General features: G+C 29.4%; 16 protein-coding genes and 1 pseudogene. All 17 read left to right on the top strand.

Annotated features, from left to right (window positions below; all coding sequences use genetic code 11):
• Positions 1-280 precede the first annotated feature (280 nt).
• Positions 281-994 carry a hypothetical protein gene (locus tag GWI68_RS11740; RefSeq protein ID WP_166540390.1) on the top strand — a complete coding sequence of 238 codons (714 nt, stop codon included), beginning with the start codon at positions 281-283 and terminating at the stop codon, positions 992-994.
• Positions 995-1446: 452 nt separating this feature from the next.
• On the top strand, positions 1447-1737 hold the full coding sequence (locus GWI68_RS20365; RefSeq protein WP_227335907.1) for an RHS repeat domain-containing protein: 291 nt from the start codon (positions 1447-1449) through the stop codon (positions 1735-1737).
• A gap of 54 nt (positions 1738-1791) precedes the next feature.
• Positions 1792-2226, top strand: a complete 435-nt coding sequence (locus tag GWI68_RS20360) for an RHS repeat-associated core domain-containing protein (protein WP_243733364.1) — start codon at positions 1792-1794, stop codon at positions 2224-2226.
• Between the two features lie 88 nt (positions 2227-2314).
• Positions 2315-2539: a hypothetical protein gene (locus GWI68_RS11730; protein WP_166540389.1), complete on the top strand. Its 225-nt coding sequence runs from the start codon at positions 2315-2317 to the stop codon at positions 2537-2539.
• Entirely contained in the window at positions 2536-3027 is a 492-nt protein-coding gene (locus GWI68_RS11725) for an Imm26 family immunity protein (RefSeq protein ID WP_166540388.1), read from the top strand. The genes GWI68_RS11730 and GWI68_RS11725 overlap by 4 nt, the downstream gene beginning before the upstream one ends.
• A 76-nt stretch (positions 3028-3103) precedes the next feature.
• The gene (locus tag GWI68_RS20355) at positions 3104-3259 is read left to right on the top strand and encodes a hypothetical protein (RefSeq protein WP_347877522.1); all 156 of its coding nucleotides are present in this window, start codon (positions 3104-3106) and stop codon (positions 3257-3259) included.
• A 532-nt stretch (positions 3260-3791) separates the two neighbouring features.
• Positions 3792-4091, top strand: a pseudogene (locus tag GWI68_RS11715) (RHS repeat-associated core domain-containing protein); the annotation flags it as partial.
• A 916-nt stretch (positions 4092-5007) separates the two neighbouring features.
• Positions 5008-5547, top strand: a complete 540-nt coding sequence (locus tag GWI68_RS11710) for a DUF4303 domain-containing protein (protein WP_166540387.1) — start codon at positions 5008-5010, stop codon at positions 5545-5547.
• A 474-nt stretch (positions 5548-6021) separates the two neighbouring features.
• Positions 6022-6534: a DUF6707 family protein gene (locus GWI68_RS11705; RefSeq protein ID WP_166540386.1), complete on the top strand. Its 513-nt coding sequence runs from the start codon at positions 6022-6024 to the stop codon at positions 6532-6534.
• Between the two features lie 477 nt (positions 6535-7011).
• The gene (locus tag GWI68_RS11700) at positions 7012-7470 is read left to right on the top strand and encodes a hypothetical protein (protein ID WP_166540385.1); all 459 of its coding nucleotides are present in this window, start codon (positions 7012-7014) and stop codon (positions 7468-7470) included.
• Positions 7471-7626: 156 nt separating this feature from the next.
• A complete protein-coding gene (locus tag GWI68_RS11695) occupies positions 7627-8622 on the top strand; it encodes a hypothetical protein (RefSeq protein ID WP_166540384.1) in 996 nt (331 codons plus the stop codon).
• A gap of 281 nt (positions 8623-8903) precedes the next feature.
• The gene (locus tag GWI68_RS11690) at positions 8904-9320 is read left to right on the top strand and encodes a hypothetical protein (protein ID WP_166540383.1); all 417 of its coding nucleotides are present in this window, start codon (positions 8904-8906) and stop codon (positions 9318-9320) included.
• A 356-nt stretch (positions 9321-9676) separates the two neighbouring features.
• The gene (locus GWI68_RS11685; RefSeq protein ID WP_166540382.1) at positions 9677-10642 is read left to right on the top strand and encodes a hypothetical protein; all 966 of its coding nucleotides are present in this window, start codon (positions 9677-9679) and stop codon (positions 10640-10642) included.
• Between the two features lie 378 nt (positions 10643-11020).
• A complete protein-coding gene (locus tag GWI68_RS11680; RefSeq protein WP_166540381.1) occupies positions 11021-11425 on the top strand; it encodes a hypothetical protein in 405 nt (134 codons plus the stop codon).
• Positions 11426-11471: 46 nt separating this feature from the next.
• Positions 11472-12014, top strand: coding sequence for an SMI1/KNR4 family protein (locus GWI68_RS11675; RefSeq protein WP_166540380.1), 543 nt, complete (start codon positions 11472-11474; stop codon positions 12012-12014).
• 46 nt (positions 12015-12060) lie between these two features.
• Entirely contained in the window at positions 12061-12594 is a 534-nt protein-coding gene (locus tag GWI68_RS11670; protein ID WP_166540379.1) for a DUF1629 domain-containing protein, read from the top strand.
• A 63-nt stretch (positions 12595-12657) separates the two neighbouring features.
• Positions 12658-12913: hypothetical protein (locus GWI68_RS11665; protein ID WP_166540406.1), on the top strand; the 256-nt coding region annotated here is incomplete at its 3' end.

Genomic DNA, 12913 nt, shown 5'->3' with positions numbered 1-12913 from the left:
CAAAATATCGTTAAGAAGCCCGATGGAGTTTATGTCTCTAGTAGTGGAAATAATAATACTATTTTTGCTGGTAATAAAACAGGTGCATATAAAGGTCAAGCTATAACTACTTATGGCCCATTGAGTCCGAAAGGCTACAGTGGTACTGCTATTCATGGAGGTTCACCGAATGATCCGAGCTTACCAATTACAAGTAATATGATTATTAATGGAAAGATTTCTAAACCTGATGGTGTTTTTTTACCTGTGGCACATCCTGTAAGCCTAGGAGGATAATTCAATGGATGATATTCGTTGGGATTTATCTGGGTTCAATGTCTTTATGACAAACCAATATACTACTATATATGATTTGGAGGAGGATACTGATTCATTATATGGTAGTAGTAATTTCAGTGAATTAGATTCATTGGATTGGTTTTTGCTTAATAAAATTGATAATAAATTATCATTTTTATTGCTCAGTATTCCATCATTATTTTTTAACAACGAACCAAAATTTAAATTTTTTGATATTGAAAAATTAAAAAAAATAGAATTGATTGATTGTATTGATCATTTTATTGATAATATTGTAATGCAAGAAAAGTCTTTTTTTTCGATAAAAAAAAATCAATTAATCGTATCATCTGATTTTTTATCTGTTTGTTATAAAGTAAAAATATCTGATAATTTTTATTTTCTATTAAATTCTTCTCGTAATTATATTGGTTTTTTATTAATTAATGCAATTGAAAATATAGTTGGTTTTTCTAATTCAAATAGTTGTCTATTTTTCAATGAGTGTTTAATAAGGATGCTTGATTTATGTACTGACGAAGTCTATGATGCAATGGATGATCAAGATGAAAAATACTTGTTAATGCTCAATGAATTGGAAAAAGATTGTCTCCGCGAACAAAGTAAAGATGCTAGATTTTCTGAAATTCTTATGTTCATAAAAAATGCTAAATTCACTTTTTATGATATTGTTGTGGATGAAATCACTAGATAAAAAATAGATATAATTGTCCGTCTAATTAACCTTGCCGGACAATTTATTATTCTGCTTTTATCCCACATTATAATCTCCAATCAGTTCCCGCATTTCGAAGCTTAATTTCACTGAGCTGGTCTTGCTGGAAGAGGTCGGTTTTTTTACCCTTAGGGGTATAGCCCACGGTGCAGTACACCTCGTTTTTCGGGGGCTTTATTTCAAGTCATAATTTTTTAATGCCCTCCTGTTTTCTCTTTTTCTTACATGATCGCGATATTTAATACATAGACGATCACATCATGATTTTCTACTATTCCCCCTTAGCGGATTACAACGACTAATTCACTACAGCATGGCGAAGGCAAAACTACGCACTATCGTTACGGTCCTTTTTATTTATTGCTCGCCACAATACACCCTGATGGAACGGAAATTCGTTTTGAATATGACTCACCCACTCGACCCCAAAAGTGGTTCATCAACACGATTTTCGAGCAAAAACATGGTATTACCAATGGAGTTCGCTTAATCAATTCATTGCCTGTTTTAATCCTGAAGGGGAATGCTGGCGTTACACTTACGATGCTTTTGGGCGACGCCTCAGTAAAAGTAAGGTGTTCGATAATCGCCCTACACCACCCAATTCGCCCTTTAAAGATAAACAAATTCAACATGTCGATTACCTTTGGTCTGGTGACCAGATGGTGCAGGAAACTCCGATTTATGTCGATGGCACACCGGCTTATGATCCGCAAATTTAGTGGCTCTACCAGCCCAATGAAATCACTCCCACAGCCCGTTATCAATGCGGAAAATTGCATTATATCGTCATTGACCATCAAGGTACGCCACGCGAAATCTTTAGCGAAAAAGGGATTGTTAGCTGGGCAGGACGGTTAAATACCTGGGGACAAATGGCCTTTTGGCAACCCCATGATGATTATGCCGATAACGACACTGAATGCCATTTTCGATTTGCCGGACAATATGAAGATAAAGAAAGTGGCTTGTATTACAATCGCTTTCGCTACTATGATAAGGACACCGGGCAATATATTTCACTTGATCCATACGGATTATTAGGGGGCTTTAATCCGTATGGGTATGTGCATTGTCCAGTTGGGTGGATAGATCCGTTTGGGTTGTCTTCTAGTATCAATGATTCTGGATTCTATGTTTATGCCTTATATGGCCCTGGTGCCACTAAGCCTTATTATAAAACCTTGAAAGAAGAACAGTTGAACAGTTGAACAGTTGAACAGTTGAACAGTTGAACAGTTGAACAGTTGAACAGTTGAACACAGAGATACAGGGAGACTATCAACTAGAGGAATAATGATGCCTATTGAAAATAATATTAATTATGGGCAATCTCGTGGATATGAGCAATTTCACATAGAACATTATAAAACAAAAATAGGAATAATTGGAGAAAATATATCTTTAATCAATAGAGGAAATAAATACAATTCATTTGATCATAATAGAGAAGATGATCGAGCAAAAGTCTTTAAAGAGGCTTATAAAAGTAAAATAATACAATTAGGAAAAAACTTCAAATGAATAATATTATAATTAGGAAGTGGAATAAGAAACCTCGAACTATGATTAGATTTATAAAAAACGGTGATGTATTTTGCTTTACATTTGATAAAGAAAAGTACTATTTTGGTAGAATTATATCGAAATCTATAGTAGGCCACGTAGCTGAAATACTTAACTTTATTTCTAAATCTCCATCTATTGATGAAAATAAAATAAAATCAGCAAAGAGCTTAACTCCTCCTTTTATAATTGATAGCTATCTTTTATTTGACAAAAAATATGAATCAGATTCAGATTGGCAAATTATTGGTCACCAAGAAAACTACAAACCCACAAATATGAATGATGTATATTTTTTGTATGGAGCTGAAAACTCTCGTAAGAAAATAGATATATGGGGGAATGAATATTCAATAACTGAAAAAGAATCAATGAACATTCCTATTCTAACGCCTTATTCTAGTTACCATATAAAAAAAATACTAGAAAAGCTCAATACAGAATAATTAAGTAACTATAAAGATAATAAAATATAAATACAATAAACACTTACAACTTATTCGTGTCACTAATCCTAATTCGGTGGTGGAATTTGAGTATAACGACCAAGGGCATTTATGTTATGAACGAATAAACGGACAAGAGATTAAGCACCAATGGGATGAAGAGCACGATATTCTCGCCCAAACCTACTTTGGTGAACGTGAACTTAATTATGCCTTTGGTCAAACTCCATGAACTGACCTCGCTACAAATCAATCAACATGTTCCATTAGATTATTAACGTATCAACGTGCAGTCGCGGAACGGAGCCCTTAGTAGCTCCTATGCTGATCAAATATTTATGGAAAAAGGTAATTCTGAATCGTGGAGTCATGCTCGACTACTTTTAAAATATGAAATTTGACATTTATACAGAATCTAGGAAGTTAGCTACTATTTTAGAAATACAAGGATTACATCAGTATCATGAGACCATTATTGATGCTATTGAATATAGTTCGACTGCAACTGAAATTTTAATGAAACTTCGATTTATTCTAAAAAACATAAATAACAGCATATTAGATGAAAGTGATGAAAAGTTAATTGAAAATATTCTAAGCCATATTAATCATTCATTATAATTAAGATGATCAACCATCAACTTGAACATCATGGCACTGAGTTGCTCTTTCTGTTGTTGGTTTTATACTTAATCACGCAGATATCTTCGCTGTACAGCGTCAGTATCGAACAACCGCTTAATATCTCCACTGCGAAATTTATTCCAATGCCACGTTATCAACCTGGAAAACTGCATTATGTCGTCACTGACCATCAAGGCACGCCACACGAAATCTTTAGCGAAAAAGGGATTGTTAGCTGGGCAGGACGGTTAAATACGTGGGGACAAATGGCGTTTTGGCAATCTCATGATAATTATGCCGATAACAATCCTGAATACACTGAATGTCATTTTCGGTTTGCCGGACAATATGAAGATAAAGAAAGTGGCTTGTATTATAATCGCTTTCGCTACTATGATAAGGATACCGGGCAATATATTTCACCTGACCCTATCGGGTTATTAGATAATTAATTTTTGATATATAAAAATATAATTATCAGGATAAAAAACGTACTCAAGGATAGCTTTATACAATACTGAAAATTAGACTCAAAAAATGCTTTTAATTTAGCTTAATTTTTTCAAAACATTTAATATAAAAATAACATCAGTAGGATATTATAAAGAAATAAAATCTAGCATATATAAAGATGGGCATGATATAGTTGTGACAACTCTTTCAGATTTAAAAGAACAAATAGAATAATATAACTCCATTTCTAATATATTCAGAGAAAAAAGACATAAAACCGTGGTGCGCATCTTTTGGTTATACAACAGAACAATTCCTAGGTTTTTCTTATATTGATATACAATACCCATCTGTATACAATGAATCCAATCTCATTGCTAAATATATTAATTCGTTCAGCACTAAGATAAATTTTTCATATGTAATTTCCTATTATTGTGAGAAAGTTAGTACAGCATTTTATTATGCTACAGGTACTAACTTATCAAGCATATATCCTTATAAAAAAACTTCATTATTTGAAGAGGAATATCCTAACAGGTTCAAAGGAAAGACTAGATATAAAGCATCTATGTTAAGAATAATCTATCCTGTTAACATTCTTAATTTTAGCCACCTTAAATTATAGTTAATTACATCAGATTTATAAAAAAAACAGCCAATAAGTTCTTTTCAATCCTATTAGGACATTGGGATTTTAATTCATATGGATATGTGCATTATCTGGTAGATTGGATGGATCCGCTTGAGTTGACTATTTTTCCAAAAAGGTATGCACAATATAGGGAGTTTAGAAAACAAGAAAATAGCGTATTAAAAACAGGTATATCAATAAAAGAGACCTTAGCTGAACTAGGTGAGCTATTCGTAAAGGAAAAAATATTATAGTGTGAGAGGATTTTTATGGACTTTAAAAAATTAGAAACTGATATAGTTTTTAGTATTACAAATACTATAAATCATATAAAAAAACAAAGTTATTGGGATAATATCAACTCATTTTGTTTATATACAGATGAAAGTTTTATATCTATTTCTTTATTATTTAATACAAATACATATTTTGAAGAAAAAAAAGATGATACGTATCCTCTAACCAACAAATACAGCCCAGCCGAATGGTTTAGTGAAACAATATCTAAAGATGATGATGAATATTTATATAATAATGTTGCTTTTTCTTCCGTGTCATCAATGATGATGAAATTTTCTTTAAGTGATGAGCACGAAGAGGATAACGATAAAAATAATATTGCTAAAGTATGTATAAACGCAATGAAGTTTTGTATTAAAAACAACCTATTTCAAAAGCCAGAATCAACTATATACTTATTTATGTTAAGTGATGGCTATGGTGAAGAAGAGTTATTGAATTGGAATAAAGATTTAAATATACAAACTATCCAAAAAGAACTTTTAAAATGGATTAATGAAGAGTTATGACAATTAAACATTAACATTTAAACCAAAAATTAAAGGTTGGTGATTTAATACCTCCTCATGCAAATATTGTGATACATTACTAAGAATTAATATTATTGATTCTATACAATTTTATTATTTACACATTGAAAATGGGCCAACATTTTTAGTCCCAAAATAAAACAAATGTTATTTTCGTTTTGCCTAGCAATATAAAGAAGCTTTTGGCCATGCATCTGATGTCATAATTTGCAATTAATTTGACTGGTATAGCTAAAAGGAAGGCGTTAATCCCTTCAAAATTATCCAACTAAAACAGAATTTGATAGAGATGAGTTTACTATGGCTATGTATAAATAAGGAGGAAAAGGAAGCTAGTGTAAAGTATATTAGTATTAATGATTAATAGAGGCTCAATTCAACTATATTTCATTGATTATCCTCTCATTCTGATGGAAAATGATAAAAATTGTTGTTGAATAAAGAGAAAGTAATATGAATTTAAATAGCTTAATAAAGAAACTAAATGAAGATGATAATTACATAAACTTATTATCACAGAATGAAAGAAAAACAAAGAAAAGTTATTTAGAAAATATTGTAAAAATGGCTTATAATCTATATTTCAAAGACAATGAGAAATACAAAAATTTGTTAAATTTATTATGTGAAGTTGATTTTGAAAATAACTACAACTATTGGACTTGGATTGAATATGCTCTGCTATTAAAAATATATGATAACGAAATGAAAGGTAATATTAATAGCATCTACATTGAAAAAATAAATCACGCCATTAACAGTGGAAGTGAACTAGAAGTTTCTGTTAGAAAAAATGTAATAGAAAGAATAAAATTAAGCTCATTTGAAGACATCTCAAATAAAATTAAAGATATAGATATTTCAATTGAAAATCTAATGAGGCTATTAAAAATACGTTTTTTCTCACTTAATGAAAGATCTAAAGTAGATTTAATAATCTCCTCTATAAGATTAAATATGTTATAAATTCAAATAATTGAACCCCTGCAAATAAAAGCTAACTTGATGAGCTTAGAAATATATTCCATAATTATGTCAGTTTTAAAAGGGGAATTTTTAATATATTTATTAAAAAATAAAAATCCATCAGAAACGCTAAATGAGCTTGAAATTAATATATCTGAAGATAGGATAATTATATAGAGTCATATATAAATTATGAATTAGAAAACACTATGGACACTAGTATTTATGATATTGCTGACTTCAAAAACAAAGAGTCATTGAACAAAATTAAAAAAGATATAATTTCAACATTATAATTATTATACGTATAAAAAACTATTGCCTCTACCTTGTTTAAGACTAGAAAATAGACACTTTATACCTGAAGAACTATCATAGATTGGAATTGATATTAAAAACTTTAATACTTAATAAGTATAACGAGCTAATAAAAATATTTTAAATCTGCTTGTATTTTGAACTAAAAGGATACTCAATGTGAATTACTTTGAGTTTAGCTATCCAGATGGGAAAATTTCTAAAATTTTTCACCTGGAAAAATATAGTCTTTTTTTTCTATCCTACCCAGAAAACAAACATATTTGGACTAAGTCTCACACAACTCTGGCTAGTCGTTACTTTTCTGAGAATGGAAAGATTATTTCCACTTTATTTTATTCTCATAATGTTGCGCAAGGAAGCTTTTCATTGCTTTATAGTCATAGGGGTTCAGGTTTTTATTCTTTAGGAGATAAAAACAAGATGAATCAGTTAATTGATTTGGATGGTCAACTTGATCTTATTTTTACAGGATCTTGTATCTCTCCAGAAAAAGTATTCTTAGCAATAAAAGATTTTTCTAAAAAACCGTTAGAACTATCAAAAAAAATTAATTGGATTAATGCTAAAGATGTAGATATGACAGAAAAATATAAATTACTAGGATTAGAAGACTAATACTAATATTAACTTTAACTTTAACTTTAACTTTAACTTTAACTTTAACTTTAACTTTAACTTATAATAAAAACATGATTGGTTTTCATACAAGCCTCATGTCAAAAATTAAGAATCGTATCAAAAAAGATGGATTAAAACAGAAGGAAGAATAAAATGATAAATAAAAATAAATTATCAGTTACAGTAAGTGAGATATATAACTATAAGCTAAAGATGCTCTTTAATCCAAGGACATCGCCAATAGGTGAATGTAATTTTATTTATTCTAATTGGGATGATGATTATGAAAAATTATTATCGTTGAGAGGTGATGGTGATTCGTTATATCTTTCATGGTGGTGCGATTTGTTTAATTTTGAAAAGGCAAGAAAAGAAATTTATCAAGGAGGATATAATAATCATGATATCTTCTTCTCCTTTTTAAGAATTATTCCTTCTGTTTTTTTAATAGATACTAACGCTTGCTATGAAAATAAAAACATATTTATAACTTATTTTGTGAATCAACTTAAATCTAATTTAAGTGCTACTGGTGTATTAAATGAAGATGAGAGCAAGTCTGATTTTTTTAATTATTTAACCTATGAGCTAGGAATTGGGGATAGATTTTCAAAGTATTTTATAGTTAGAGGTGAGACTTTATTATTCAATATTGAACGTGATAAATTTACTGATGTTAAAGAATTAATAAAGACAGTACATATAGTAGCATCTAAGTTTTCTGATGATAGTAATAAAGAAAAACTAGACACTATAAAACAGTTTCAATTGGCAACGATAGATTTTTTACTTGATACCAAATGTGAATATAAACTTCCGTATGATGATGTATACATAGATTATTCCCACCCTAACTTATTTGTCAATCAGTATCATAATGATAAAAAAAAGATATTTTCCGTATTAATAGATTGTGTTAATGAAAATCAATCAGAGTGTAATCTTTTTATATCCAACATCATATTTATGAATTATATTTATTATGTCATAAGGAAGTGCCCTGCTGAAGTGTTAGATTTAAAAAAATATTGCGGTAAAAATAAAAAGCTATTTCTTAAAATTATTAGTAAAATAATAAACCGTAGTTTCTATATAAGAAGTGAGGATTTTAAAGGATTAAATCTTGGGTATTACTTATCTAAAATATGATGGTATGGTAGATATAATTAACTAACATATTAATCTTATTATTCGTATGAATGCCATATTATACTGAAATGCCAATTATGATGCTTGTGGGGAACGATCCAGCAAAACAAGGTAATGCACTGGATTATTAGGCTATTTAAAACTATTTTAGTTAATGATAAATAAATTATTGAAACTATAATTTTAGTAACTGTTATATTTTTAACATAATAGCAAACAAAAAATGGTCAGGAAAACACTTTCCTTTTGGACAATATGATTTATCTTGAGATTTTTTAGGAATGAACGAATATACAACTATAGCGGTATGGATTGCTGAATCTATTTCTGAGAAAGAAATTAAAGACCTTTTTATAATTCACAATAATGATATAAAATTAAAAATAGATTTTAAAATAGATGATAATAGTGATTTATTTGATGATGAACACCAAATTATCTTATCTATAGAAGAATTAGGTTATACAGGAAAAAAAATAGATGAAATTGGTAATAACGAACTAATTTCTGACTTTTGGCCTCAAGTTGAAAAAAAATTACGAAAAATGAAAATTGATAAAATAAATTTTGTTCTTGCTGTTCCTGATTTTAACTATAAGGGAAAAATAAAATCTGTAGATAAAATTATTTTTGTTGATAATTTTAAATATAAAGAAACCATGGATGATGTTTTAGAGTATTTTACTAAAGGATTGTAAAATCCTATTATCTTATCCTTTAACACTACTCAAAAAAGTCATCAACGCCACAGAAATTATCTATTCTTACGGGGGAAGAAGGTAAATTTACTCATAAAGTAGATTCTTATATCAAATAGCCCGTAATAAAACAGATATTAATCCTGCTACAAAATAATATTTTAGATAGGAAGGAATTGCTCATAACGGGAATTGGTATTATATATCAATATTGAGGCCTAATAATTATAATTAAAATCCAATAGAAGATAATAACGCTCATATACTATAGCAAGATATATATGACTAAAAACTACAATTTAATTAACATGATAAAAAATAATTAAACCAAGTATAGAACAAATAAGGTAAACGATATGGCATATGTAAAAAAAGATTATTGGGATAAAGAATTTAAAACTTGGCTAATCACAGGATGTGCAATTCGAGATAAAAATATCATTTATCTTTGTTTGCGAAAAGATATTCCTTATGATGAGGCCTCTAATTTATGGGATAATGAGATCCCCTCAAAGTTAATATCAATTTATTTGGATACTCCAGAAACATCTATTGGTTCTACATATTTAGAAGGATTTGACAGTCCTATAGTCGGTGTTAGTTTAAAGCCCAAAGCTCAAGGATTATTAGCTTCTAGAGGACATGATGGTGATGTTCTTTGCGTTGGTAGTGGAGCCAATTATCCACTAGAAAAAGTCACACCTAATATTTTTTCAGGTCTTACTGATATAAAATGTATTGATGAATATTCTTATCATGTGGGACTCGGAAGAAAAATATACAAACGTATAAATATTGGCCAATGGCATCTACTTGACAATGGCTTGCCTGATGGAAAAATAAACACCAATATGGGTTTTTCTGATTTAGATGGATTTTCTGAATTTGACATGTATGCAGTTGGTGGTGAAGGAGATGTCTGGCATTATATCAACGATAAATGGATTTCTTGTGGATTTCCATCTAATGAACAATTAAGTGCAGTGCTCTGTGCCCCTGATGGTTACGTCTATATAGCAGGTGAAGGTGGAAACCTATGGCGAGGCCGAGAATTCCTCTGGGAGAAAGTTCATAGTGACAATTCAACTGTTTTGATTCATCAATTACGTTGGTTTGATAATAAATTATGGGCATGTGACACCTATCACTTACAATGTTGGGATGGAGAAAATATGATCCGCCCTGAACATAATGGAAAAAATGTTGTTTACTCAGGCCATATAGATGTACGTGATGATATTCTAATTGTAGCCGACTTACATAATGTGAATTTATATGATGGCTTCACTTGGAAAAATATATTTTCTTCTTATTCAGAATAAATTTCAGATCAAACTGCTATAATATATTATCGTTTGATATTGAGCGATTTACCTAGTATAACCCTATAAGGTTAGTTGACAGGTTAAATTTATATCAATATACCTTCAGTAAATTGATATAGGTATATTCGTAAGGTTGGAAAAAATTTAAATATAATGAAAATAACACCAACATCGTTAAAATAAGAAGAGTTTGTGAATAAAGTAGAATTAAAAAACGCTTAAAATAAAATAATATTTCATTATCTTATTATTCTTTTGAAGGGGTTACCCTGATGACAATATTTGCCTTGTTTATGAATATGATAATTGGCTTGTTTATCATTCAGAAAGAGGGAAACGAAGTTGGGTCGAGCCGTTTAAAAAAGAAGAAGATGCATGCCAACGTTTTGGGGAATATGTATCCAATTTAAAAAATATGTATGGATGAAAATATATTTTAGAGATTGTGAACCTAATTGGATGAAAAAACAACTAACATTCCATCAAGGTAAATATAACCATATGAATAAAAAAGAATTAATATATTTAATAAATGAAATAACCAATGCATTAAATGAGTTGAAAAAATCTAAAGGTGAGGACAATTTAGATTCTATTTTGATACTTTATAAAAAAGCACTTTTATCTTTAGAATCAGGGAAATTAAAAAATAATATCGTAAAAAATATGACTCGAGGATATCTAGAAATTTATAGTGACTATGATAACCCTGTACTCAAATTAATGTACCAATGTGAGAAAGAAATTATTTTATACTTATTAGCATCAAATCAGCAGTAAGTCATCAGTTCAGTATCCGATATAGAAAATTAAATAAAGGTAAGAAATGATAAGCAAACTCAAATTTTTAAGAGTAAATTTTATATCCATTGACGTAAGTGAAAAAATCATCCTTTTAGAAAATCTTGAGAGAAGAACAGGTATATTACCTAAGGATTATCATGATTTTTTATTATATTTTGGTAGTAATGTAAAATTTGATGCAATAGTAATTTTCAAAGGTATTGAATCTTCACCATGGGCCGATGATAAAGGATTTGATACTATCGATTATTTTTATGGTTTAGATAATATCAATAAAGACTATACTATTTTTGAAATGATTGAAACATATAAGAATGAACTTAAAATGAAATTAATACCCATTGGTTGTTCATCTGGTGGAAATCAAATATGTATATGCACTCAAGGAAATATAAAAGGAACCATATGGTTTTGGGATCATGAAATACTCCCTTCTTTTAATAATGAACAAATTGCTTCCGGACTAACATTAGTTGCTCATAACTTTAAAAATTTTATTGATAAATTTGAAATGGAAAATAACAATTCCCTCTCAAAAGCTATAGGTGGTTATCTTGATTTTTAACTTTAAGCTAACAAAACAACTTATTATAATAAATATCTAGTGCAATATGTATTATATTATAGAAGAAACATATGAAGATAAATACTATACAGATGCTATAGTCGAAAATATACAAGAGATTTTAGACCATAAAGTATCTTTACCTGAAAAATTAGGAAATAACTTTCCTAGATTAATGGTAAAAGTAATATCTAAAAATAAGCCCACTGATTTTTTTATGAGTGGCCAAATATTAATAGTTTCCAAAGAGTTAAAAGATATATTTGATAGATCTAACTCTAAAATAGAATACTTTCCTGTTTCTCTTATCCATAAAAAAACAACATATGAGAATAGTTTTTATTTTGCTCATGTACTGTGTGATATAGATTTTATTGATAAAGAAAAATCCATCTATACGATGGATCGTGGTTATTTTGATGAAATAGAGAAACTAGTTATAAACGAAGATATACTAAATAATGAACCCATCGTAATATTGACTAAATCATTTTTAAGAGTTTTGATTATAAATGAAGAGCTTTTTAAAGAAATAAATAAATTAAGCATTACAGGAATTAAATTTTCAACAACATATTAGCCTACATATTAGAAGCAAGCCGGAAAAGCTTATTGGTCTATCCGGCCTTGTAACATCATCTAAATTTACTCTATTTATTATTATCAACACGATAAAGCCTTTGATCTGGTCAATATCGACGATGCCCGCTGGAACCGCACACAATACCGCTATAACGCCAACGACCAAATTGTTGAAACCCAATACAGTAACCAGTTTGAATGCCAAAGCGAGAAGTTTCAGTACGATAACAACTTAAATATCACAGAGCACCAGCTTATTCCATCTGATGCACAAGGTGCCTTTTTACAACTGGCACAACAGCAACAAAAAGGCCGTG

This window comes from Proteus sp. G2669 (assembly GCF_009915245.1).
Taxonomy (GTDB): Bacteria; Pseudomonadota; Gammaproteobacteria; order Enterobacterales; family Enterobacteriaceae; genus Proteus.
The sequence above is the reverse complement of the archived record's forward strand: the minus strand, read 5'-3'. Positions and strand labels throughout refer to the sequence as shown.